18 protein-coding genes are annotated in these 23531 nt (G+C 73.1%); 7 read left to right on the plus strand and 11 right to left on the minus strand.

Translation table 11 applies throughout. The annotated features are described in order from the left end of the window. Positions 1-300: 300 nt before the first annotated feature. Positions 301-798 carry a hypothetical protein gene (locus BIU94_RS15200; protein WP_071262663.1) on the plus strand — a complete coding sequence of 166 codons (498 nt, stop codon included), beginning with the start codon at positions 301-303 and terminating at the stop codon, positions 796-798. 38 nt (positions 799-836) lie between these two features. Here the strand turns inward: BIU94_RS15200 and BIU94_RS15205 are convergent, their stop codons facing one another. After that, positions 837-1655 carry a helix-turn-helix transcriptional regulator gene (locus BIU94_RS15205; RefSeq protein ID WP_071262664.1) on the minus strand — a complete coding sequence of 273 codons (819 nt, stop codon included), beginning with the start codon at positions 1653-1655 and terminating at the stop codon, positions 837-839. Positions 1656-2152: 497 nt separating this feature from the next. Here BIU94_RS15205 and BIU94_RS15210 point away from each other — a divergent pair, with 497 nt between their 5' ends. Both BIU94_RS15210 and BIU94_RS15215 read left to right on the plus strand, forming a co-directional pair. After that, a complete protein-coding gene (locus tag BIU94_RS15210) occupies positions 2153-7720 on the plus strand; it encodes a glutamate synthase-related protein (RefSeq protein WP_071262665.1) in 5568 nt (1855 codons plus the stop codon). Then, a complete protein-coding gene (locus BIU94_RS15215; protein WP_083404893.1) occupies positions 7717-9507 on the plus strand; it encodes a sulfite reductase subunit alpha in 1791 nt (596 codons plus the stop codon). Before BIU94_RS15210 ends, BIU94_RS15215 begins: the two co-directional genes overlap by 4 nt. Before the next feature lie 389 nt (positions 9508-9896). Here BIU94_RS15215 and BIU94_RS15220 read toward each other — a convergent pair whose 3' ends face one another. The 8 genes from BIU94_RS15220 to mvk all read right to left on the minus strand — a co-directional run bounded on the left by BIU94_RS15220 (position 9897) and on the right by mvk (position 17200). After that, positions 9897-10292: an ATP-dependent DNA ligase gene (locus BIU94_RS15220; RefSeq protein WP_071262666.1), complete on the minus strand. Its 396-nt coding sequence runs from the start codon at positions 10290-10292 to the stop codon at positions 9897-9899. 145 nt (positions 10293-10437) lie between these two features. Beyond that, positions 10438-11343: a hypothetical protein gene (locus BIU94_RS15225; RefSeq protein WP_071262667.1), complete on the minus strand. Its 906-nt coding sequence runs from the start codon at positions 11341-11343 to the stop codon at positions 10438-10440. Next, positions 11343-11810, minus strand: a complete 468-nt coding sequence (locus BIU94_RS15230) for a hypothetical protein (protein WP_071262668.1) — start codon at positions 11808-11810, stop codon at positions 11343-11345. Before BIU94_RS15230 ends, BIU94_RS15225 begins: the two co-directional genes overlap by 1 nt. A gap of 76 nt (positions 11811-11886) precedes the next feature. Further along, positions 11887-13077 (minus strand): hydroxymethylglutaryl-CoA synthase, encoded by a 1191-nt coding sequence (locus BIU94_RS15235; protein WP_071262669.1) that lies wholly within the window; start codon positions 13075-13077, stop codon positions 11887-11889. Continuing rightward, complete coding sequence (locus BIU94_RS15240) at positions 13074-14138, minus strand: hydroxymethylglutaryl-CoA reductase (protein WP_071262670.1); 1065 nt, start codon at positions 14136-14138, stop codon at positions 13074-13076. The genes BIU94_RS15235 and BIU94_RS15240 overlap by 4 nt, the downstream gene beginning before the upstream one ends. Beyond that, complete coding sequence (locus BIU94_RS15245; protein WP_071262671.1) at positions 14131-15213, minus strand: phosphomevalonate kinase; 1083 nt, start codon at positions 15211-15213, stop codon at positions 14131-14133. Before BIU94_RS15245 ends, BIU94_RS15240 begins: the two co-directional genes overlap by 8 nt. After that, positions 15210-16220 carry a diphosphomevalonate decarboxylase gene (gene mvaD / locus BIU94_RS15250; protein WP_071262672.1) on the minus strand — a complete coding sequence of 337 codons (1011 nt, stop codon included), beginning with the start codon at positions 16218-16220 and terminating at the stop codon, positions 15210-15212. Before mvaD ends, BIU94_RS15245 begins: the two co-directional genes overlap by 4 nt. Continuing rightward, positions 16220-17200, minus strand: coding sequence for a mevalonate kinase (gene mvk / locus BIU94_RS15255; protein WP_083404895.1), 981 nt, complete (start codon positions 17198-17200; stop codon positions 16220-16222). The genes mvaD and mvk overlap by 1 nt, the downstream gene beginning before the upstream one ends. 179 nt (positions 17201-17379) lie before the next feature. Here mvk and BIU94_RS15260 point away from each other — a divergent pair, with 179 nt between their 5' ends. The 4 genes from BIU94_RS15260 to BIU94_RS15275 all read left to right on the plus strand — a co-directional run bounded on the left by BIU94_RS15260 (position 17380) and on the right by BIU94_RS15275 (position 20970). Continuing rightward, entirely contained in the window at positions 17380-18942 is a 1563-nt protein-coding gene (locus tag BIU94_RS15260) for a Mur ligase family protein (protein WP_071262673.1), read from the plus strand. A 54-nt stretch (positions 18943-18996) separates the two neighbouring features. After that, positions 18997-19437, plus strand: coding sequence for a MarR family winged helix-turn-helix transcriptional regulator (locus BIU94_RS15265; RefSeq protein ID WP_071263009.1), 441 nt, complete (start codon positions 18997-18999; stop codon positions 19435-19437). A gap of 109 nt (positions 19438-19546) precedes the next feature. Then, positions 19547-19969 (plus strand): organic hydroperoxide resistance protein, encoded by a 423-nt coding sequence (locus BIU94_RS15270; RefSeq protein WP_071262674.1) that lies wholly within the window; start codon positions 19547-19549, stop codon positions 19967-19969. Between the two features lie 26 nt (positions 19970-19995). Further along, on the plus strand, positions 19996-20970 hold the full coding sequence (locus tag BIU94_RS15275) for a zinc-binding dehydrogenase (protein WP_071263011.1): 975 nt from the start codon (positions 19996-19998) through the stop codon (positions 20968-20970). Between the two features lie 75 nt (positions 20971-21045). On the opposite strand, the gene BIU94_RS15280 is transcribed toward BIU94_RS15275, so the two are convergent. Continuing rightward, positions 21046-21786: a ZIP family metal transporter gene (locus BIU94_RS15280; RefSeq protein ID WP_071262675.1), complete on the minus strand. Its 741-nt coding sequence runs from the start codon at positions 21784-21786 to the stop codon at positions 21046-21048. 115 nt (positions 21787-21901) lie between these two features. Next, on the minus strand, positions 21902-23383 hold the full coding sequence (locus BIU94_RS15285) for a sugar porter family MFS transporter (protein WP_071262676.1): 1482 nt from the start codon (positions 23381-23383) through the stop codon (positions 21902-21904). Positions 23384-23531: the final 148 nt, after the last annotated feature.

The raw sequence follows: 23531 nt of genomic DNA on the forward strand, positions 1-23531 counted from the left end.
CGCGGCGGCCGCGGCGGCGCGGTTCGCACAACCGAGGTCACCCCGAACCGCGGGATCGCGCGGCGCGGGGTCGTTCCGGTCGTGCGAGCGGCGCTCGCTCCGGGTGCCGGTCCGAGCGGCCCGTGCCGGGCGGCCAGGCGCGCGGAGCATGCCACGTGTGCGCCGCCACGGTCGGGTCGTCAGACGATCGTCCAACGTCCGGCCGGATCACGTGCATCCCGGCCGGAGCCGACGCAAGCTGGTTCCTGTCCGAGCAAGACGACCCACACGGGTCACCGATGCAGAGATGGGAACACGATCATGAACTCGTTCAAGTCCAAGTCCGTCAAGCTCTTCGCCGGCACCGCCCTCAGCGGCGCGGTCATCGCAGGCGCCCTCGTCGCCGCTCCCGCCCAGGCCGTGGAGCCGGCACCGGCGCCGAGCTCCTCCACCGCCGACCTCGGCGGGAACGTCAACGTCAACCTCGACCCGGTGGCGCTCGTCAACGCCATCAAGGACGCGGTCAACGACCAGGGCGACCGGGGCGGTGCCGTGCAGGCCGCACTCGACGTCGGCTACTGGAACGCCGGCAACCCGGACCGCCTCACCGTCGCGGTGGTCAACAAGAACCAGGACATCACGGTCGAGGGCGACGTCGCCGACGCCCAGTCGATCGACATCAAGGGCGGCAACTACGTCATCTACTGGTTCAAGGGAGCCGGCCGGATCACCAACAACGGTGACGGCGGCTGGCTGAACTGGGGTGCGTTCGGCAACATCGAGCGCATCGACAACGTCATCAGCGTCAACGGCGGCTGACCCGTCGCGCACGACGTCCGGCCCCTGGGACCCCGGTCTCAGGGGCCGTCGTCGTGCGCGTTGGTCCCCGGGCCGAGCGCCGGCGGCCAGACGGCGTCCGGACGCTCCGAGCACCGCGAGCGGATCCACCCCTTCACGAAGGCGATCGACACCAGCGCGGTCCGGTTCGGCGCCTTCCACGTCCGCATGAGCCGTCCGAGGTGCCACGCCACCGCCTGCCGGCTGTACGAGGTCTCGCGCGCGATCGCGTCGTTCGACAGACCGTGGGCCGCGAGCGCCAGCATCCGCTCCTCGGTGTCGTCGAGCCCAGGTGCCTCGGCGACCAGGTCGATCTCCCCCGTCGTCACCGTCGCCGACGCATCGGCCGCGGCCCGTCGACGCTGGTGCGACCAGGACTCGGCCCAGCACGAGCCGAGCTCGTGGGCCACCAGCGACGCCCGGCTCATCGCGAGCATGGTCCGCGCGGCACGGTCCGCCGTGGCCGCGTGGTCGCGCGTCGCCGTGTGCATGACGAGGGCGAAGACCCGGATCGCGGGCAGCGCCCCGCGGAGCACCACCGAGACGTCCACCCGCGGGTCCTCGGCCCGTGCGGCGGCGACCTCGCGCAGCCGTGCCAGGCAGTCACGGTCGACGGGCTCACCGCGCTCGACGGCCCGCAGCGCCGCCGGCAGCACGATCGGGACGATCTCGGCGTACCGCTGCCGGAGCCAGTCGTGGCCGTCCGGCCGGATGCCGTGCAGCGGTGGTGCGAGCAGGAGCGCCTCGAACTCGGCGCACCGCTCGTCGAGCGACAGCCCCAGCAGCTCCCCCGGGAGCAGCATGGCCGATCGGTGTGCGTCATCGCGCTCGGTCGTCATCGTGCGTCGAACGTATCCGTGCAACACGTGTCGTGTTCGCTCGTTCACCAGGAGTTCGCCGCGGCGGGGTGCGGCGGGCGGCGGCGGACGGCCGGGCCGGCTGGTCGGATCGTCGGCTCGCACAACCACAGTGGTGCCGAACCGCCCCGATCCGTGGCGCCGTCGCACTTCGATCGTGCGAACCGTCCTCGCACCGGCCGACGGCGTCGGCCCCACGCCGGTCGCCGACCCCGCGCCGGACCGCCGCGCCGCACCCGCACCGACCGCCCACCGCCCGGCGCGAACACCCGCGCCGCACCCGACCTGCGCCCCGCCCACGCCCCGCACGCCACCCGTCCGGCCGGTCTGTTGCGGCCGCGGTATACCAAGCCGTAGCATCGCCCTACCGCACCACCACCCCACAGGGCCCGACTGCCACCACCGGTCTGCCCGCGGCGAGCGCTCCACCGATGCAGCCCGCGCCGTCCGCTGCCGGCAACGCCCCTCTGGACCCTCCCGTGAACCCCACCTCCTTCGGTCTCTACGACCCTGCCCGCGAGTCGAGCGACTGCGGCGTCGGTTTCATCACCCGTCTCGACGGGACGCCGAGCCACGACGTCATCCGCAAGGGCGACGAAGCGCTCTGCTCGATCCCGCACCGCGGCGGCAAGTCCGCCGAGGGCGTCGGCGACGGCGCGGGTGTCAGCATCGACCTGTCGGTGGAGTTCTTCAGCGCGATCACCGGCGAGCAGCTCTGCGCGGGCCACTTCGGCGTCGCGAACTGCTTCGTGCCGAGCGGCGCAGGCACGACGGCGGACGCCGACCGCGCCCGTGCGCAGCAGACCGTCACGGACGCCATCGAACAGCAGGGCTTCGAGCTGCTGCTCGTCCGTCACGTCCCCGTCGACCACTCGGTCGCCCGGCCCGAGGCCGAGCAGTACCAGCTGCCGATCGTGCAGTGGGTGTTCCGCGCGCCGGAGTCGTGGGAGCGCACCGAGGTCGACGCCGCCGCGAACCGCGCCCTGCTCGCGATCGAGGCGGTGTCCTACGGCGAGGCCGCGGCTGCGCACGCCGACCACGCCGCCCTGTACCCGCTGTCGCTCAGCGCGCGGACCCAGATCCTCAAGGGCCGGCTGAACTCCGGCGAGGTGATCGGGTACTTCACCGACCTGCGCGACCCCCGGCACTCGGTGCGGACGCTGTACTTCCACACCCGGTTCTCGACGAACACCGAGCCGCACCCGACGATGGCGCAGCCGTTCCGCCTGATGGCGCACAACGGCGAGCTGAACACCGACCGGAAGAACCGCCTGTCGGACGAGGCGCTCGCGCGTGCCCGCACCCGGAGCATCGTGCGTCCGCCCGGGCAGTCGGACTCGAGCCGGCTCGACCAGACCCTGCAGAGCCGTGTCTTCGACGACGGGCTCGAGATCGTCGAGGCCGTGGTGTCGCTCATGCCGCCGGCGTGGGAGAACGACCGCTCGCTGACTCCGGACGTCCGGGACATGCTCGAGTACTTCTCGCTGTACGAGGAGAAGAACGACGGCCCCGCCGCCGTGATCTTCAGCGACGGCGACGTCGTCGGCGCGCGCCTGGACCGGCTGGGGCTGCGCCCGCTGCGCACCACCGAGACGGCCGAGTACCTGATGGTGGCGTCCGAGGCCGGCCAGGTGGAGTTCCCCGCGGACGAGGTCGTGCACCGCGGCCGCATCGAGGCCGGCGGCATGCTCGTCGTCGACCACCGCACCGGGGCCCGCATGCGCACGGACGAGGTGCTGCGCATGCTCGCGGCCCGCCGTGACTACGGCACGCTGCTCGACGCCGCGCGTGTGCACCTCGACGACCTGCCCGCGCCCGCCTACGACCGCACCAGGAACACCCTGGGCTACGAGGGCGACCTGTCGCTCGCGGGCCGGTACGTGGCGTACTCGCTGAACCAGGAGAGCTTCCGGTTCATGCTCGACCCGATGCTGCAGAACGGGTCGGAGCGCATCTCGGCGATGGGCTACGGCAACGCGATCAACGCCCTGAGCGACACCGAGGGCGGCATGGCGAAGTACTTCTCGCAGCGCTTCGCCCAGGTGACGAACCCGCCGCTCGACTCGATCCGCGAGGCCGACGGCATGTCGATGCGCGTCGCACTGGGCGCGAAACCGGACGGTACGGGTTCGACGAGCCGGCAGCTCGTCGTGGAGTCGCCGATCCTCGGCCACCTCGACATGGTGCGGCTGCGCGACCAGGACGTCGTGCCGCTCGAGCGCTTCGACATGCTCTACGTGCCGGTGCCCGACGACGAGCAGGCGAACGCCGACGCGGTGCGCGGCGCGCTGGACGCCCTGTGCGACGCGATCGAGGCGTTCGCGGCGACGACCGGCGGCATCGCCGTGGTCAGCGACCGCGCGGTGTCGTCGACCCGTGCGCCCCTCCCCGTGATCCTGGCCGTGGCCGCCGTCAACCAGCGGCTCATCGAGACCGGTCTGCGCCTGCGGGTGTCCGTCGTCGCGGAGAGCGGTCAGCTGCCGTCGTCACACCACGTCGCGACCGCGCTCGGCTTCGGCGCCGCCGCCGTGTACAGCTTGAGCGCCCGGCTGCGTGCGGAGGAGAAGTACCCCGCCGCACCCGCACCCGCCGGCGAGCTGACCGCGACCGACCTGGCGCTCAAGCGGTTCCGCAAGGCCGCCGAGAAGGCCCTGGCGAAGACCATGGGCCGGGTCGGCCTGTGCACCGCCGAGAGCTACATCGGTGGCGAGTTCTTCGAGCCGAACTACCTCGACACCGGCGACGACGTGCTCGCGCGGATCTTCCCGCACATGCAGGCCCCGGTCGGCGGCGTCGGCTTCGCGCGCATCGCCCAGGCGGCGACGGACTGGCACGAGCGTGCCCGGTCGGTCGCGTCCGAGGGCCAGGTCCCGCTGCTCGGGCTGTTCAAGGAACGCTCCGACGGCGCCGGCCACTCGTTCGGCGTCGCGAGCGTGCGCGGGTTCGGCGGCATGACCGAGGAGCGTCCGGCCTTCGAGCGCTCCGGCGACTCGGACGCGCTGCGCCTGCTCACGCTCGGTCAGCTCGACGACTCGTTCGGCATCACCGACGCCGCGTACCGCAACACCGGCTACGACCGCCTCAGCGACGCCGAGATCGACCAGCACCGGATCACGCCGGGCTACGTCACGTTCCTGCAGACCACGCACGACGAGCGGTCGCGCCGTCCCGCTGCGCTCCGCGACGTGCTCGCGCTGCCCGCGGACGTCACGGGCATCGACACGGCGGAGGACTTCGCCCGCGAGCTCGGTCGCTTCTCGACGAGCGGCAACGCCAGCGTCACCGTGCGCGGGCTCTCCGGCTCGCGTCCGGCGTCCCCCGACGGTCTCCCGGGAGGCACGGCTCGCTTCTGCCTGGAGCTCACCTCGACGGGACCCACGGGCGCACTGCGCCACCAGGCCCTCGCGGACGGCCTCGCGCTGCTCCACCCGGGGCAGATCGACGTCGACGCCGTCGACGACACCCAGGTGACGCTCCGCGCCACCGGTGCGGCCGTCGCGCTGCTCGCGTTGCTGCAGAGCGCCCCTGCGAGCGTCGAGCTCGACGAGGTCCAGCCGGCCCACGAGATCACCCGGACCCTGGCGTCCGGTGCGATGAGCCACGGTGCCCTCGTCGCCACCGCCCACGAGGCCGTCGCGCACGGCACGAACATGGTCGGCGGCATGTCGAACAGCGGTGAGGGCGGCGAGCACCACTCCCGCTACGGCACGATCCGCGGCTCGCGCATCAAGCAGTTCGCCTCGGGCCGGTTCGGCATCTGGGCGGGCTACCTCGCCGACCCGATGCTCGAGGAGCTCGAGATCAAGATCGGCCAGGGCGCGAAGCCCGGCGAGGGCGGGCAGCTGCCCGCGCCCAAGGTCACGGTGGACATCGCCGCGGCCCGCGGTGGGACGCCCGGCGTCGAGCTCATCTCGCCGCCGCCGCACCACGACACGTACTCGATCGAGGACCTCGCGCAGCTCATCCACGACTGCAAGGCCGCCCGCGTCCGGGTGGTCGTGAAGCTCGTGTCGTCCGAGGGCATCGGCACCATCGCGGTCGGCGTCGCGAAGGCCGGCGCGGACGTCATCAACGTCGCCGGCAACACCGGCGGCACCGGCGCCGCGGCCGTCACGAGCCTGAAGTACGCCGGACGCTCCGCGGAGATCGGCGTGGCCGAGGTGCACCAGGCCCTCGTCGCGAACGGCCTGCGCCAGAAGGTCACGCTCCGCTGCTCGGGTGCGCACCAGACCGGCAGCGACGTCGTCACGAGCGCCCTGCTCGGCGGGGACTCATTCGAGTTCGGCACCACCGCGCTCATGATGCTCGGCTGCGTGATGGCGAAGAACTGCAACGTGAAGTGCCCGGCGGGCCTCACCACGAACGCCGAGGCGTTCGAGGGCGACCCCCGCGCGCTCGCGCAGTACCTGCTCAACATCGCCCACGACGTGCGGCAGATCCTGGCCCGTCTCGGTCTGCGCTCCCTGCGCGAGGCCCGCGGGCGCACCGACCTGCTGCAGCTCCTCGACCACCCGGCGAGCGTCGGCCGGCTCGACGCCCGTGCCCTGCTCGCCCAGGTGCCCGAGAAGGTCGTCACCGACCCGGAGTACCTCGAGAAGGACTACCGCACCGACGACGCGCTCATCGAGCGCGTCCGGGCGGCGCTGGTCGACGGGCACGAGCACGCCGTCCTGATCGACGACGTGGTCCTCGGCAACGCGGACAAGTCGGTCGGCGGCCAGCTCGGCATCGACGTCGAGCGCCTGCTCAACCACGAGCTGCGCGACGTCGACCTGTCGGCCCGTCCGGCGATCGCCACCGACGACCGCGGCCGCCGCCGGCTCGTCGACGGCGCGGTCACGATCCACACGCACGGCTCGGCCGGGCAGTCGTACGGCGTCTTCACCAACGACGGCATCGTGCTCGAGCACACCGGCACCGCCAACGACGGCGTCGGCAAGAGCCAGAGCGGGGGCCGGATCGTCGTCCGCGCGCCCGGCGGCGGCAGCGCCGAGCAGGGCGGCAACGTGCTCGTCGGCAACTTCGCGCTGTTCGGCGCGACCGGCGGCCGCACCTTCGTGCAGGGCGAGGCCGGCGACCGGTTCGCCGTCCGGAACTCCGGGGCCACCGCGGTGGTCGAGGGCGTCGGCGACTTCGGCTGCGAGTACATGACCGGCGGTGCCGTGTTCAACCTCGGCGCCTTCGGCAAGGGCCTCGGCAACGGGATGTCCGGCGGCTTCCTGTACCAGTACGACCCGACCGGCCAGGTCGCCGAGCGCGCCAGCACGGACTCGCTCCTGGTGTTCCCCGTCACCGACACCGAGCGTGGCGCGTTCCACGAGGACGCCGCCCGCCTGCTGCTCGAGTGGCACCTCGAGGCGACCGGCTCGGCCCTCGCCGAGCGACTGCTCGCCGCGTGGGCGACCACCCGCGGGCACGTGTACGTCGGCATGCCGCGGGCACTCCTGCTCAGCCAGGACGCGGACGCGATCCTCGCCGCCGCGACCCGACCGGAGCTGCTCGACGAACTCGCGGCCTCCGTCGCGACGGACAAGCTCCGCGCCTTCAAGGTCGACTACCGCGACCAGCGCACCGTGCTCGACGGCCGCGCGCCCGCCCTCGGCGACCAGGGCGAGGACATGTTCTCGCTCCTGGCGTCGTACACCGTGCTCGGCGTCGCCCAGGACGTGGCGCAGGAGCGGGTGCCCGGTGCCGGCGCCGGTGACCCGCGGGTGACCGAGGCGGTGCGGAACCTGGTGCTGACCGAGGACTTCGCCGTCAAGCAGCGCGTCGTGAAGTACCTGCGCGGCACGTTCGACCGGTTCGCCGACGACGAGCTCGCGACGCTCATCGCGGTCAAGCGGCTCGACGACTCCAAGCGCGCCCTCACGCAGCGGAACAACCGCAGCATGGACGCGCCCGGCACGACAGGGTGGATCATGCACCAGAACGCGAAGAACGCCGGCCGGCTGCGTGCCGCGCGCTTCGACGAGCTGCTCGCGACCGCGGCGCTCGAGGACATCGCCCGCCGCGCACCGCAGCCGCCGACCGAGGCGGTGACCGCGTGAGCACCCTGCCCCCGACCGGGTCGCTCATCCCGGTCGACGCACCGTTCTCGGCCACCCAGGAGTCCTGGCTCGCCGGGTTCATCGCGGGCATCGCCGCCGCCGGCAAGAAGGTCGCACCCGACGCGCCCACGACGACGATCGACGTGCTCTTCGGCACCCAGACCGGCAACGCCGAGTTCCTGGCCGACGAGCTCGTCGCCGGCGCGAGGGCCCGCGGACTCGGCGGTCGGGCCAGCGCCCTCGACGCCGTCACCCCCGAGCAGCTCGCCGGGATGTCGCACGTGCTCGTCGTCACCTCGACCTACGGCGAGGGCGAGATGCCCGACAACGCCGGCCTGTTCTGGGACGCGTTCCAGGCGAGCACCGTGCCGCGGCTCGAGGGGCTGCAGTACGCGGTCCTCGGGCTCGGCGACACGAGCTACGACGAGTTCTGCCAGGCCGGCAAGCTCCTCGACACCCGGTTCGAGCAGCTCGGCGCGTCCCGCATCCACGACCGGGTGGACTGCGACGTCGACTTCGAGGACCCGGCCGCGCTGTGGTCCGCGGCGGTGCTCGACCGGCTGGCGGCCGAGGCCGGCGTGACGGGTACGCCCGGAGCGACCACGGGCGGTGGGGCCGGCGACGGCGCGACCGCGACCGGCGGGGCGGGGGCGGGGCGGGCCTTCCGGCCGGGGTCGCAGTGGACCAAGCGCAACCCGTTCCCGGCGACGCTGGTGGAGAACCGGCTGCTGTCGGCGCCGCACAGCGCGAAGGAGATCCGCCACCACGAGTTCGACCTCGGCGACTCGGGCATCGAGTACGCGGCCGGCGACGCGCTCGCGGTCGTCCCGGTGAACGACGAGGTGTTCGTCGCCGAACTGCTCGAGCAGGTCGGTGCGAACGGCGGCGAGACGGTCGACGGGCTCCCGGTCGCCGAGGTCCTGCGGACCGACCGCGAGGTCCGGACGCCGTCGAAGGACCTGATCGCCGACCTGGTGCAGCGCGCGCCGTCGAGCGAGCTCGCGGCCGTCGTGGCACACGGCGACAAGCACGAGCTCGACCGGTGGCTCTGGGGACGCGACGTGCTCGACCTGCTCCGCGACGCGGGCTCGGCGGCACCCGGCCTCGACGAACTGCTGCCGAACCTGCGGCCGCTGCAGGCGCGCCAGTACTCGATCTCGTCGAGCCCGCTGGCGCACCCGGGTCGGGTCCACCTGACCGTGGCCTCCGTCCGGTACGGCGACCCGCACCGGTTGCACGCCGGTGTCGCGTCGACGTTCCTCGCCGACCGGGTCGCGTCGGGCGGCACCGTCGACGTCTACCTGCAGCCGAACGCGTCGTTCGGCGTGCCGGCGGACCCGTCCGCGCCGATGGTCATGATCGGCCCGGGCACCGGCATCGCGCCGTTCCGCGGCTTCCTGCACGAGCGGGCCGCAGCCGGGGCCACGGGACGCAACTGGTTGTTCTTCGGCGACCAGCACCGCGAGACCGACTTCGTCTACGAGGACGAGCTCACCGACCTGCGCGAGCAGGGCGTGCTCACCCGGCTCGACCTGGCGTTCTCGCGTGACCAGGCCGAGAAGGTCTACGTGCAGACCCGGATGCGCGAGCAGGCCGACGAGCTGTTCGCCTGGCTCGAGGAGGGCGCCTCCGTGTACGTGTGCGGCGACGCCTCGCGCATGGCGAAGGACGTCGAGGCGGCGCTGCTCGACGTCATCCGGCGCGGCCGGGGCCGGGACGAGGACGACGCCCAGTCCTACCTGGCCGACCTGCGCCGGGCGAAGCGGTACGTCCGCGACGTCTACTGAGCAGCCGCCCCGGAGGTCGTGCGGGAGCCACCCCGGCCGCGGAACCCGAATCCGACGGCCGAGGTGGTCCCCACGGAGGGCATCGGCCGGTGAGGTCCGGCCGAGGAGCCCGTGATCCCGAGGCGGTCGACCGGGCGTCGCAGCCCGGCCTGCCGGGTGGCGAGTCCCCTGATCCAGGACTCCCACCGTGTGCGTCGCGCGGTTGCCGGTGGTTGGTCGGCTCCGGGCGCACACCGCCTCGTGTTCATTGTTCGGGTCCCCTCCTGCCGCGGATCGTGCCCGTACCGACTCCCTGGATGCCGGCACTGGGACGGCAGCGAACCGCGGTGACGTCACCGTACGTCGACCGATCCGGATCCGGTACCCGTTGACCGGGAACCGCGTCCGTGCTAACCCCCGGTGTTCCCCGTCGTGTGGTCCGACGCGTCGCCAGCGTCGCCCGCCGCCACCGCCCGCGACCACGCCGAGTCCGCCGCGGTGCTCGTGTCGGACGGCTCCGGCGTCAGCACGAGGCCGGAGCCGGAGGTGGCCGCCGCGTACAGGTCCTCGAGCCAGCTGCGGTTGATCGACGGCGTGCGACTGCCGGTGAACTTGAAGTGCAGGCTGACCTGGGGGTGCAGCCAGATCGTGCTGCGCCCGTCGCCGTGCACCACGTCGTCGCGCCACGAGAACGCGAAACGGTGGTCGCGTCGCAGCATGTTCACGATGACGATCTGCAGGTGCGTGAGTGCGCGGTCGTCGATGCGGAGGTCGAGCGGTTCGCCGTCGTAGATGAGCTGGCCCATGGCTCCTTGTACTCCCTCGGAGCCGTGCGGGCGGAACCCGGGCAGGATCCGGGCGGAACGCGAGCGGAACCCGAGCGGAACCCGAGCGAGGTCCGAGCGGGGCGCGGGGGGACCCGGGCGGGGTGCGGCCACCAGGGAGCGGCGCTCAGCCGCCGAGACTGCGGGTCAGCGTGCGCTCCGCCGACCGGACGTGGGCGAGCTCGGCGTCGTCCAGCGCACGGCCCTGCACCTCGGCGTCGCGGATCGCGATGACGAGGTCGTAGGTGCGGGTCTGGGCGTCACCGCCGCGCTCGACGGCGCGCACGGCGTGCCGACGGGTGATCCGCCGCAGCCGTCGGTTGTGCCGTCGGCACCGCACGTCGCGGCCCCAGCGGCGGAACGTCAGCGACGCCATCGCGAGCACCATGAGCACCACGCCGAGGTAGAACGGCGGGTCGAACCCCAGCCGCAACCCGTCGCGCAGCGCCGTCGGGCCGACCTCGAAGTGGTCGAGGGCGAGCGACGCGACCTCGTCGAGGCAGGCGACCACGACGAGGGCGAGTCCCACGCGGAACACGACGAGCGCGACCCGGTCCTGCAGCACGCCGTACCGCAGCGTCGTCGCCGCGATCGCCGCGATGCCGAGCAGGTAGACCGATGCGCAGACCCACATCGCGGGCTGGTGGATCTGGACGACGATGAAGTGGAACTCGGTGCCGCCGCGGTCGCGCACCAGCAGGAACGGCACCGTGAACGCGACGACGATCGCCAGCAGTGCCAGCGGGTGCGCCAGGCGCGGGCGCCGCGGCAGGTCGGACGTGCTCGCGCGGAGCATCAGCCAGAACGCCGCGGTCGCGCAGACGTTCTGCACCAGGTAGATGACGTTCGTGCCGCCGAGGAACCCGTCGAGCGTGGGCTGCGGCACGACGCTGCCCAGGGTCAGCAGCCCGAGCGCCCCGACGCCGGTCGCGCCCCAGGCGGCGCGGCCCCGTGGGTTGCGCAGCACGTACGGGGTGCGGGCGAGGAAGATCAGCGCCGCGCACCAGAAGGCGGCGGCGTACAGCAGGGTCATCAGCCGTAGGCCCGCTCGTCGGCACCCGAGGCGCCGCCGAGCAGGACGGTCGCGAGCTCGTACGCGAACCGCTCGGCGAAGTGCTCGTCGTCGTCGGAGATGCTCACCAGACCGGTCTCGCCGTCGAGGGCCCGACGGCAGACGTGCCCGCCGGAGGCGAAGGCGGCGATCGACGAGGTGGTCGGGGCGCCGGTGTCGCCGTTGGCGAGGTGCCCGAGCTCGTGCAGGACGCAGTGCATCCGGTAGAGCGCGGGGGCACCGGCCGGCACGAGGACGAGGTTCTCGTGCTCGAACTGCGACACCAGGGCCGTCAGCGGGCCCCAGCTCGGTCCGTCGACGTCCACCACGCGGGTGGGCTTGCCGACCAGGCGGCCGACGCCGTCGACCACGTCGGTCAGCCGCGGGGCACGGGGCAGCGAGTCGACCAGCGTGGCGACCACGTCACCCGCGCCGAGCTGCTCTGCCATCGCCCCTCCATCGTCCGCGCCCAGGATAGCGGCAGCGGGCGCACGGAGCGAGTGGGCGGTGTCGGCCCCGCCGTCGTCAGTCGGTGGCGGTGGCCTCGTAGTGCCGTGCGCCGCCGCGCACCCCGGCGAACCGGTACGGCGCCGCCGTGACCCGCGGCCGCTCGGTGTCCGCGCTGGTGGCGGCCCCGGCGGCGTGCAGCTCGCGGTAGGCGTCGACGGTGAGCGGCACGCGGGCCTCGAGCAGCTGCCGCACGCGGCCGGTGCGCCGGTGCTCGCGGTACGACGGGCGCACGATGCCGGTGATGAGCTCGCCGACGCTGCCGGACCCGTAGCTGAAGAGCGCGATCCGCTCCCCGGCCAGGTCGTCGTCCAGGTCGAGCAGGGCCGCGAGACCGATCCAGAGCGACGCCGTGTACGTGTTGCCGGTCTGCCGGTTGTACGTGAAGCCGAGGGCGAGCTCGGTCTCGTCGAACGGCACGCCGACGTGCTGCGTGAGCTTGCGGTGCGCCTTGAGCGCCATCTTCGTGAACGGCTGGTGGTGCACGAAGCGGGCGATGTCCTGGTACGCCGGACCGCCCTGCGCCGCCAGGTCGTCCCACGCGCCGACGAACGCGTCGACGTAGGCGCTCACCGACAGGCGACCGTCCACGAGCGCGGTCGACCGGTCGTTCGGCCGCCAGAAGTCGTCGACGTCGGCGGTGAAGACACCGGCGGCCGGCTCGAGCTCGACGAGGTCCGGGTCGGCGGACACCAGGATCGCGGCGGCGCCGGCACCCTGGGTCGGCTCGGCGGCGGTGTCGACGTCGTACCGCGCCACGTCGGCCGCGATGACGAGCACGCGCTCGTGCGGTGACCGGGCGACGATGCCGAGGGCGAGCTGCACGGCGGCGGTCCCGCCGTAGCAGGCCTGCTTCAGCTCGACGACGCGGACGTTCTGCGGCAGGCCGAGCAGGCCGTGCACGAAGACCCCGGCGGCCTTCGACTGGTCGACTCCGGACTCGGTGGCGAACAGCACGGTGCGGATGCCCTGCACCCCGTGGCGGTCGACGATCTCCTTCGCGGCCGCGGCGCCCATCGTGACGATGTCCTCGTCCGGGGCGGGCACGCTGAAGGCGTCCTGCCCGATGCCGACGTGGTACTTCGCGGGGTCGACGCCGGTCGTCGCGGCGAGGTCGTCGAGGTCGAGCACGTGGTGCCCGGTCGCGACGGCGATGTCGTGGATGCCGACGCGCAGGGTCTGCTGCGGTGCGGGCTGCTGCGCGGTCATGCTGCACCTCCGGCCGGGCGCGAGCCGCGGCGTTCCATGGCGACGTGGGCGGCCATCAGCTCGCCCGGGTTGGTCTGGGCGGCGAGGAGCGAGAGCTCCCCGCACAGGACGGTCGCGGCGCACAGGGCGGCGAGGCGTCGGGCGTTCGCACCGGGCTCGCGGTCCTCGCGGCAGCCGAGGCGCACCAGGGCGTCCTCGACGACGGGCAGGTCGCCGCCCTTGCCGTTGCCGACCGTGCCGACGATCAGGTGCGGCAGCGAGGTCGAGAAGTACAGGTCGCCGTCGCGGTCCTCGGCGCTCGTGATGCCCTGGGAGCCCTCGACGATGTTGGCGGCGTCCTGCCCGGTGGCCAGGTAGAAGCCGAGCAGCATGTTCGCGTAGTGCGCGTTCGCCGAACGCAGGGCCCCGGCGATGGTCGACCCGATGAGGTTCTTCGCGATGTTCAGCTCGACGATGCGGGCGGTGCTCGACCGCAGGCGCTTCTCGACGACCTCGCCCGGGATCACGATCTCGGCGATGGTGTTCCGGCCGCGGCCGCGGATGCCGTTCACCGCGGTGGCCTTCTTGTCGGTGCAGAAGTTGCCGGACACCGAGACGTACCGCAGGCCCGGCTGCCAGTCCAGGATCGCCGGCAGCAGCTTGTCCGCCGCCTGGGTGACCATGTTGTGGCCGGAGGCGTCGCCGGTGGTGAACGCGAAGCGCAGGAACAGCAGGTCCCCGACGATCTCCGGGTGCACCTCGATGAGCTTCGCGAACCGGCTCTGCCCGGACACGATGGCGGCGAGCTCGTCCTGGCGCGCGAGGATCTGCCCCGCGGCCACGTGGGCGGCGGCGGCGCTGTCGGCACGGACGACGACCGAGCGGGTCATCCGCTCGTCGACGACCGTCGCCACGATGCCGTCCTCGACCAGGCGCGAGATGCGGGCGCCGCGGCCGACGGACGGCCAGAGCGGCGACTCGTAGGTGGCGAGGGGCACCTCGTGCTCCCCCTGCACGGCGTTGCCGCTGACGCGGATCGGGCCGACCCACTTGGTGGGGATCGGTGTGAGCAGGTCACTCATCGAGGGCTCCTTCTGGTGCTCGCACCGCGACGCTGAGGTGTCTGATGTCGTGCGCCTCCCAGGCGCGGTGGATGCCGGCGGGGTCGGTGTCGAGCGGGACGAGGGCGATGCCGCAGTCCCCGCCGCCGGCGCCGGACGGCTTCGCCGCCCCGCCCGCCGCCTCGACGACGTCGCACAGGGTGGCGAGACGCTCGGTCTCGATCTGCGACCCGACGGACGCGCCGAGTCGCTGCAGCAGGACGCGTGCACGGCGGAGCGCGTCGAGCGTGCGCTCGGCGTCGCCGGTCTGGAGGCCCGTGGTCAGGTCGTCGACGCAGCTGCGGCTCTCGTCGAGGAACGCCTGGTACCCACCGTTGCGGTGCCGACGCACGACGTCGACGAGCTTCGTGGTCGACGCCGGCGAACCGGTCCAGCCGACGAGCAGCCGCAGGTTCTCCGGGGCGGGGAGCCGCTCGACGTCGAAGCCCTGCCAGGCGTCGGCGTCGGTGAGCACGTCGGACACGCTGTGGTCGTCGAGCATCGCGGCGAGGCGCTCGCGGTCCGGCGCGCTGTAGCGCAGCCAGCCGCCGAAGGTGCTCGCGGCGAGGTCGCCGCCGGAGGCGCGGGGGTTCACCCGGATGGTGGCGAGCAGGGCGACCTGGAAGCGCTGCCGTTGCGTCAGGCCGATGCCGTAGAAGCGGTCGAGGGCGCCCACGGTCGCGACGGTCACCGCGGCCGACGACCCGAGGCCGAACTTCCGGCCGCTCGCGTCGTCGAGCTGGCTCTCGATGCGCAGGTCGTGGAACCGGGGGTCGATCCCGCGTTCGGCGCGGAGCTTCTCGACGAGGTCGATCGTCTCCATCACGTAGTCGTACGGGTGGCGCTCGCGGTCCAGGGCGAGGCCGTCGGCGCCGCGGGTCCACGTCAGCGGCAGGTGGCCGTACTCCTCGGAGTGCACGCTGCCCGACCCGTGCCCCTCGGACACCTTCGCCGTGATGGCGCGGTCGAGGGCGATGAGGACGGACGGCTGGCCCGGCTCGACGACGGCGTACTCGCCGGCGACGAACAGCTTGCCGTGGGCGCGGAACTCGATCACTCGGCGGACTCCTTCTGGTCGGGACTGCTCCCGGACTGTTCGGAGCGGAGGACCCGTGCGGCTGGTCCGGTGCCGGACTCGATGACGTCGCCGAAGGAAGCGAGCGCGGTCGCGACGGCCGAGCGGTCGTCGGGCTGGCACAGCACGACGACGTTCGGGCCGGCGTCGGCCGTGGCGTACGCCTGCAGGCCGACGGCGCGCAGTTCGGCGACGGCGTCGAACACCGCGACGCTGCGGGCGTTCAGGTAGCGGATCGGCGGGAAGGCACCCTCGATCGTGGCGTGCATGCGCAGGGCGTTGCTCTCGGTGAGTTCGCCGATGCGGGTGAAGTCGCCGGCCGCGCAGGCGTCGAGCATCTCGCCGACGGTCTCGGTGGTCGACGTGACCCAGGCCGGGTAGAAGGGCGACGTCGCGATCGTGCGGCGCATCGCCTCGCGCGAGCCGATCGGCTTCGGGCCGGCGTCGATCGTCACGACGACCATGGCCATCGGCGGCGCCGGGACCGGCTCGGCGAACGAGCCCTGGTCGTCGCCGGCGTGCCACACGGCGACGCCTCCGGGGATCGAGCGGGTGGCCGACCCCGAGCCGCGGCGGGCGAGCCGGGACAGGTCGCGCGGCGACAGGTCGAGCCCGTACGCCGCCGAGGCCGCGGTCGCGAGCGCCGCGAAACCGGACGCGCTCGAGGCGAGTCCGGCACCGGTCGGGACGGTGTTCTCGGACACGACGGAGGCGCGCTCGGACGAGCCGGCGAGCTCGCGCACGAGGTCGAGGAACTGCTGCACCCGCAACAGCGCACCGTCCTCGACGACCTGGCCGTTCAGCGTGAACGCATCACGCGCCTCCTGACCGTCGCCCGCGCCGCCGTCCAGCGTGACGGTCGTCGTCGTCGGGAACACGTCGAGCCCCATCGAGACGCTGCCCGTGGCGGGCAGCGCGAGCCGCGCGTCCGCCTTCCCCCAGTACTTGACGAGGGCGATGTTGGGGTGCGCGACGGCGGTGGCGGTCATCAAGCGCGGGCTCCGATCGTGGTGGTCCAGGTGGCTGCGGCCCCTGCGCCGCGGAGTGCGGCCGCGATGCGGTCCGCGTGGTCGTCGTCGGTGGCGAGCGCCAGCACGCACCCGCCCCGGCCGCCGCCGGTCAGCTTCGCGCCGAGGGCGTCCGCTGCTCGAGCGGCGTCGACGAGCCGGTCCAGGTCGTCACTCGACACGTCGAGTGCGGCGAGCAGGCCGTGCGCGGCGTCCATGGTGACACCGAGCGCCTGGGCGTCGCCGTCCTCGAGTGTCCCCCGCGCGCGTCGCGCCAGGTCGCCGATCCGGTCGACGACGGCGCCGATGCGCGCCGGGTCCGCGTCGTGCAGGGCGCGCACCGCGGCGACGGCCTCGCGGGTGTGCCCGGGGACGCCGGTGTCGGCGACGACGAACGTGAAGCGCGCGCCGAGGGCGACGGGTCCGATGTGGCCGCCCTCGAACCAGACCGGGGCGGACGCGACGACCCCGCGGGCGTCGAGCCCGGACGGCCGGCCGTGCGCGACCCGCTCGCAGGTCTGGATGAGTTCGTGGTGGGCCTCGACGTCGAGCGTCTCGCCCAGGGCGTCGGCGACCGCGGCGGTGACGGCGGCGGCCACCGCGGCACTCGACCCCATGCCGCGGGCGGTCGGGACCTCGCTGTCGACGCGGACGTGGAAGTGGCGGTCGGTCACCCCGAAGTGCTCGAGGGTGGCCGTGACGGCGGTGACGGTCGGCATGACGGCGGACGGTGCCAGGTCGAGCGGCCCGGTGTGCACCGTCGACTCCAGGGAGTGTCCCGGTCGTGCGGCGTCCGCGGCGACCGGGGTGACGGTCGCGACGACCCGGGCGTCGAGCACCGGCAGGACGAGTGCGGGTGCGCCGTACACCACGGCGTGCTCACCGATGAGGATCGTCTTGCCGTGGGACGACGCCGTTCCGGTCCGGGGGGTCGTGGTGTTGTCGAGGTCGCTGTTGGTCATCGTGGGTCACGTCAGCCTAACCGTCCGGGCCGTCGGTGTGTTCGTGGTGCGCTGTCGGCGGACGGCCCGCCCCGTACTCCGACCTCCGTACCCGGCAGGCGCCTGGGTCCGTGCCCGGCGGGCGCGGCGCACGATCGGGGTCCACCCACGACGGGGTTGACCCACGACGAGGAGCCGCGATGTCGCAGGCGTTCCACCCGACCCGTCCGCGCCCGGTCCGACTCGACGAGGTCGCCCGGGCGCTCGGCGTCGACATCGACGGCGGCGGCGCGATGACGGTCACGGGCACGACCCTGGCGACCGACGAGCTGCGGCCGGGGACGCTGTTCGCCGCACTGCCCGGTCGGGTGGTGCACGGCGCGGAGCACGCCGGGGCCGCGCGTGCCGCCGGCGCGGCCGCGGTGCTGACGGACCCGGCCGGGCTGGCGGCGGCGCGGCGCAGCGGACTCCCCGTCCTCGTGGTGCCGGACGTCCGCGCTCGGCTGGGCGACGTCGCCCGGCTCCTCGCCGGCACCGGGGCGCTGCCCTTCCCGCTCCTCGGCGTGACCGGCACGAACGGCAAGACGTCGACGGTCCACCTGCTCGACGCGCTCATGCGGCGCCTCGGCTGGCGCACGGCGACGAGCAGCACGGTCGAGCGCCGCATCGACGACGAGTCGGTGCCGAGCGTGCTCACGACGCCCGAGGCGCCCGACCTGCACGCGTTCCTGGCGCGGGCCGCCGAGCGGCGGGTCGACGGCGCCGCGCTCGAGGTGAGTGCGCAGGGCCTGTCCCGGCACCGGACCGACGGCGTCGTGTTCGACGTCGCGGGCTTCACGAACCTGTCCCACGACCACCTCGACGACTACGCGGACATGGACGAGTACCTCGCCGCCAAGGCGCTGCTGTTCACGCCCGCCCGGTCGCGTGCTGCCGTGGTGTCGCTCGACTCCCCGGCGGGCGCGCGGCTCGTCGCACGTGCGACGGTCCCCGTGGCGACGATCTCGAGCGATCCGGCGGCCGGCGCCGACTGGTCCGTCCGGGTGCGCGACCAGCGTCCGGACGGCACCCGGGCGAGGCTGACGGCACCGGACGGCACGGCCCTCGCCCTCGACCTGCCGCTGCTCGGCGTGCACATGGCGGCCGACGCCGGCCTGGCGGTGGCGATGCTCGCGACGGCGGGGGTCCCGCTCGCCGACCTCGTCGACGCGACCCGCGGGCGACTCGACGTCGTCGTCCCCGGGCGGATGGCCGACGCGTCGGCGGCGACCGGGCCGCGGGTGTTCGTCGACTTCGCGCACACCCCGGACGCCTTCGCGAAGAGCCTGGCGGCGGTGCGCGCCTTCGCACCCGGTCGGGTCGCCATCGTGCTGGGTGCGGACGGGGACCGCGACCCGAGCAAGCGGACGGCCATGGGCACGGTCGCCGCGGCTGCGGCGGACGTGGTCGTCGTCGCCGACCACCACCCGCGGTTCGAGGACCCCGCCCCGATCCGGGCGGCGATCCTCGACGGTGCGCGCACGAGCGGGCACGACGCGCTCGTCGTCGAGGAGCCCGACCCGGCACGCGCGATCCGCCGGGCCCTCGCCGAGGTCGGTGACGACGGCACGGTGTACTGGGCCGGCCCGGGCCTGACCCCGTACCGGGACGTGCGCGGCGTGCACGTGCCGTACTCGTCGTTCCGCGACGCGCAGGCCGCTCTCGCCGAGGCGGGTCACCCGACCGCGCAGCGCGAGCAGGACCACGACGGCGCTCCGATTTAGGTTGCGCACAACTCGGTTGCGTGCAATCCTTGTGCCGTGCCCGTGACCGACGAGATGGTGTGCTTCTCCCTCTACGCGGCGAGCCGTGCGACCACGCAGGCCTACCGCACCCTGCTCGAGCCGTGGGGCCTGACGTACCCGCAGTACCTCGTGCTCGTGACCCTGTGGATCGAGGGCGACCAGACCGTCTCGGGCCTCGGTGACCACCTGCAGCTCGACTCCGGCACGCTCTCCCCCCTGCTCCGCCGGATGGAGCAGTCCGACCTGGTGCGCCGCGAGCGCCGCAGCCCCGACGAGCGCGTCGTCACGATCACCCTCGGTGACCGCGGCCGCTCCATCCGCGGCGAGCTCGCGCACGTCCCGGCGTCGATCGCCGCGGGCATGGGCCTGCCGGACGAGCAGGCCGCCGCGGAGCTCATCGCGACGCTGCACCGGCTGACCGAGACCATGCACGCCGCCACCAGGGACCCGGCCGGCGCGGCCGACCCCGCCTGACCGACCTGCGTCGACACCCAGACCCCGAGCCCCGTCGCCCCACCCGGTCCCCGGGACGGGGCTCGGCCACCGCCCCACGAAGGCACCGCCCCACGAAGGAAGGAACACCATGGACGTCCTCTACACCGCAGAGGCCCTCGCCACCGGCGAAGGCCGCAACGGCCACGTCGCCACGAGCGACGGCACCGTCGAATTCGACCTCGCCATCCCGAAGGAGATGGGCGGCTCCGGCAACGGCGCGAACCCCGAGCAGCTGTTCGCCGCCGGCTACGCCGCGTGCTTCCACTCCGCGCTGCAGGGCGTCGCCCGCAGCCAGAAGGTCAAGATCACCGACTCGTCCGTCGGCGGCCGCGTGCAGATCGGCCCGAACGGCGACGGCGGCTACCAGCTCGCCGTCATGCTCGAGGTCGTCATCCCCGGCATGGAGCACGACCAGGCCCAGGCCCTCGCCGACACCGCCCACCAGGTGTGCCCGTACTCGAACGCGACCCGCGGCAACATCGAGGTCACCATCACCGTCTCGGAGGACTGAGCATGACCGACACCACCCCCACCACCATGCGCGCCGTCGTCCACGACACCTTCGCCGAGCCCGCCGACGTGCTGCACGTCGAGCAGCGCCCCGTGCCGACCCCGGCCGCCGGCGAGGTCCTCGTGCGCACGGTCCTCTCCCCCATCCACAACCACGACCTGTGGACCGTCCGCGGCACGTACGGCTTCAAGCCGGAGCTGCCCGCAGCGTCCGGCACCGAGGCGCTCGGCGTCGTCGAGGCCCTCGGCGAGGGCGTCACGAACCTGCAGGTCGGCCAGCGCGTCGCCGGCGGCGCCTTCGGCGTCTGGGCCGAGTACTACACCGCGAACGCCGCCGGACTCGTCCCGGTCCCGGACGCGATGTCCGACGAGGCCGCCGCACAGCTCGTCTCGATGCCGTTCAGCGCCATCAGCCTGCTGCACTCGCTCGACCTGCACGAGGGCGACTGGATCATCCAGAACGCCGCCAACGGCGCGGTCGGCCGCATGGTCGCCCAGCTCGGCGCAGCCCGCGGCGTCAACGTCATCGGACTCGTCCGCCGCGCAGCCGGCGTCGACGAGCTCCGCGAGCAGGGCATCGAGCGCATCGTCGCCACCGACGCGGACGACTGGAAGGACCAGGTCGCCGCGATCACCGGAGGCGCTCCGATCGTCGCCGGTGTCGAGTCGGTGGGCGGCAAGGCCGCCGGCGACATCGCCTCGGTGCTCGGCGAGGACGCCACCCTCGTCGTCTTCGGCGCGATGGCGTCGCCGACGCTCGAGATCCCGTCGGGCAAGGTCATCTTCGGCCAGCTCACCGTGAAGGGCTTCTGGGGCTCCGTCGTCAGCAAGACCATGCCGGCCGAGACGAAGGGGCAGCTCTTCGGTGAGCTCATCACCCGCGTGCTCGACGGCTCACTGACGCTCCCCGTCGCGGAGACCTTCGCGTTCGAGGACGTCCAGGACGCCGTCCGTGCCAGCGACACCGCCGGCCGCGTCGGCAAGGTGCTCCTGCGCCCGTAGCGCGACCAGCAGACGGGAGGCCCGTGGCGGATCCGCCGCGGGCCTCCCGTCCGTTCCTGGGTGCGTCCGTCGGCGTCAGCCGCCGATCACGTGGATGCCGTAGGCGGCGAAGAAGCCGAGGACGGCGATGAGGCCCGTCCAGGGTCCGGTCTTCCGGAACGCCTCCGGCAGCATCGTGTCGGCGAGCATCGCGAGGATCGCCCCGGCGGCGACGGCCGTCACCGCGCTCTGCACGCCGGCCGGGGCCTGCCCGAGGATCGCGTACCCGCCGAGTGCCGACAGGGCGCAGGCGAGGGCGATGGCGCCCCACACCGTGAAGACGTAGCGGGCGCCGCGGCCGTTCGCCTTCATGTCCGACGTGCTCGACAGCCCCTCCGGCAGGTTCGAGATGATGACGGCCGCGACGACCGCGATCGACAGCGACCCGCCGGCGGCGAGTCCGACGCCCTGCACCGCCGTCTCCGGGATCCCGTCGAGCAGTGCGCCGAGGGCGATGCCGAGCCCCGTGCCGGACCCCGTCGAGCCCGTTCCGCTGCGTTTCCTGCGCGCCCCGCGGCGTTCGAGCAGGACGTCGAGCCCGACGTAGACCACCGCACCCCCGAGGAACCCGGCCATCGCCGTCCAGAACGTGCCGGACCGGGTGGCCTCGGCGACCAGGTCGAAGGAGAGCGCGGAGATGAGGACGCCGGCGCCGAAGGCGGTGATGGTGGCGACGACGGTGCGCGGTACGCGGACGAACCAGGCGATCGCGGCGCCGACGACGAGGGCGAGACCGGACGCGAGACCGGCCCCGGACGCCAGGAGGAGGGGATGCACGCGTCGAGTGTAGGAACCGGGTGGTGCGTGGGCACGAAGGTCACCCGGACACGCATTGCGTGCCCATGGTGAGCAGAAGACGTCGGGTGCCCCGGAGCGACCCGACGTCTTCTGCTCACTCGGTGCAGCGTGGTGTGACCGAGCGGCGCGACTCCTTGACCGGGACGGTGAAGATGTTGCCGGTGGTGACGCCCTCCTCGACCTCTTCCAGGGTGCGGCCGCGGCTCTCCGGCACGTACTTCCAGATGAAGAGCAGGGCGAGCAGCCCGACGACCCCGAAGCCGAAGAAGGTCCCGGTGATGCCGGTGGCGGCGACCACCGTCGGGAAGTACAGCCCGATGAACGCGTTCGCGGTCCAGAGGCAGAACACCGAGATGCCCATGCCGAGCGCGCGGATCTGCGTGGGGAAGATCTCGGACAGCACGACCCACACCGCGATGTTGAGGAAGGTCTGCATCGAGCCGACGAACGCGACGACCAGGAACAGGATGACCCACGGGCGGGCGGGGTTGCCCTCGGGCAGGGCGACCGAGGCGATGCCGATGAGGAAGTGGCAGACCGTCGTCAGCGTGAACCCGAGGAGCAACGTCGTGCGGCGGTTGATCTTCTCCATGTTGGACAGCGCGATGACGCCGCCGACCACGGCGATCACGCCGGGGGCGATGTTCGCGATGAGGGCGGCCGACGCCTGGAACCCGGACTCGATGAGCACGGTCTGGCCGTAGTACATGATCGAGTTGATGCCGGTGAGCTGCTGGGCGACCCCGAGCCCGGCACCGATGAGCACGATGCGGACGAGCCACTTGTTGCCACGCAGCGTCTGCCACCCGCTGACGCGCTCGGCCTTCGCCTCGAGCTCGTTGCTCCGCGTGATGTCGTCGAGCTCGGCGCGGGCCCGTTCGGTGGTCCGGACCTGCTCGAGGACCGAGAGCGCCTCGGCGGAGCGACCCTTCGACGCGAGCCAGCGCGGCGACTCCGGCACCCGCAGCATCCCGACGAACAGCGCGATAGCGGGGAGCGCACAGACGGCCAGCATGACGCGCCAGACGCCGTCGCCCTCGCCCCACACGTTGCCGATGACGGCGTTGACCACGTAGGCGGCGAGCTGCCCGATCACGATCATGAGCTCGTTGCGGCCCGACAGCGACCCGCGGATCTCGTAGGGCGCGAGCTCGGCGAGGAACACCGGCACCACCGTCGACGCGCCGCCCACCGCGAGGCCGAGGAGCACGCGGCCCACGACGATCACGCCGAACGTCGGCGCGACGACGCAGATGAGCGTGCCGACGAAGAACGTGACGGCGAGGGCGATGATCGTCCTGCGACGCCCCCAGCCGTCGGCGATGCGGCCGCCGAGCACGGCACCGATCGCGGCACCGAACAGCAGCGAGCTGGTGACCACGCCCTCGGTGAAGGTGGTGAGGCCGAGCTCGGCCTTCATCGGGTTCAGGGCGCCGTTGATGACGCCGGTGTCGTAGCCGAACAGCAGGCCGCCGAACGTGGCGACGAGTGCCAGCACGCCGAGCCGTCGGCGGTGCGGACCGGTGCCGATCGGGGGCAGTGCGACGGCCCGGGCCGTCGGTTCGATGTCGACCATTCGGTGACTCCTTCGTCGGTGATCGCGCCTCAGTGCGTGGACCGATCGTAGCCCGATTCCATGTCCTGTCAATTGGACATTATTACTTTCGCGGTGTTGGACCGATCCACAGAAGACCTGGTGAGGACGGGTGTGACCGCGCAGCGCT

The organism is Curtobacterium sp. MMLR14_006 (assembly GCF_001864985.1).
Taxonomy (GTDB): Bacteria; Actinomycetota; Actinomycetes; order Actinomycetales; family Microbacteriaceae; genus Curtobacterium.

Excerpts from the sequence above, each read along its gene's own strand:
- BIU94_RS15200 (WP_071262663.1), top strand. The coding sequence starts at position 301 with ATGAACTCGTTCAAGTCCAAGTCCGTCAAGCTCTTCGCCGGCACCGCC.
- BIU94_RS15205 (WP_071262664.1), bottom strand. The coding sequence starts at position 1,655 with ATGACGACCGAGCGCGATGACGCACACCGATCGGCCATGCTGCTCCCG.
- BIU94_RS15220 (WP_071262666.1), bottom strand. The coding sequence starts at position 10,292 with ATGGGCCAGCTCATCTACGACGGCGAACCGCTCGACCTCCGCATCGAC.
- BIU94_RS15225 (WP_071262667.1), bottom strand. The coding sequence starts at position 11,343 with ATGACCCTGCTGTACGCCGCCGCCTTCTGGTGCGCGGCGCTGATCTTC.
- BIU94_RS15230 (WP_071262668.1), bottom strand. The coding sequence starts at position 11,810 with ATGGCAGAGCAGCTCGGCGCGGGTGACGTGGTCGCCACGCTGGTCGAC.
- BIU94_RS15235 (WP_071262669.1), bottom strand. The coding sequence starts at position 13,077 with ATGACCGCGCAGCAGCCCGCACCGCAGCAGACCCTGCGCGTCGGCATC.
- BIU94_RS15240 (WP_071262670.1), bottom strand. The coding sequence starts at position 14,138 with ATGAGTGACCTGCTCACACCGATCCCCACCAAGTGGGTCGGCCCGATC.
- mvaD (WP_071262672.1), bottom strand. The coding sequence starts at position 16,220 with ATGACCGCCACCGCCGTCGCGCACCCCAACATCGCCCTCGTCAAGTAC.
- mvk (WP_083404895.1), bottom strand. The coding sequence starts at position 17,200 with ATGACCAACAGCGACCTCGACAACACCACGACCCCCCGGACCGGAACG.
- BIU94_RS15260 (WP_071262673.1), top strand. The coding sequence starts at position 17,380 with ATGTCGCAGGCGTTCCACCCGACCCGTCCGCGCCCGGTCCGACTCGAC.
- BIU94_RS15265 (WP_071263009.1), top strand. The coding sequence starts at position 18,997 with ATGGTGTGCTTCTCCCTCTACGCGGCGAGCCGTGCGACCACGCAGGCC.
- BIU94_RS15270 (WP_071262674.1), top strand. The coding sequence starts at position 19,547 with ATGGACGTCCTCTACACCGCAGAGGCCCTCGCCACCGGCGAAGGCCGC.
- BIU94_RS15275 (WP_071263011.1), top strand. The coding sequence starts at position 19,996 with ATGCGCGCCGTCGTCCACGACACCTTCGCCGAGCCCGCCGACGTGCTG.
- BIU94_RS15285 (WP_071262676.1), bottom strand. The coding sequence starts at position 23,383 with ATGGTCGACATCGAACCGACGGCCCGGGCCGTCGCACTGCCCCCGATC.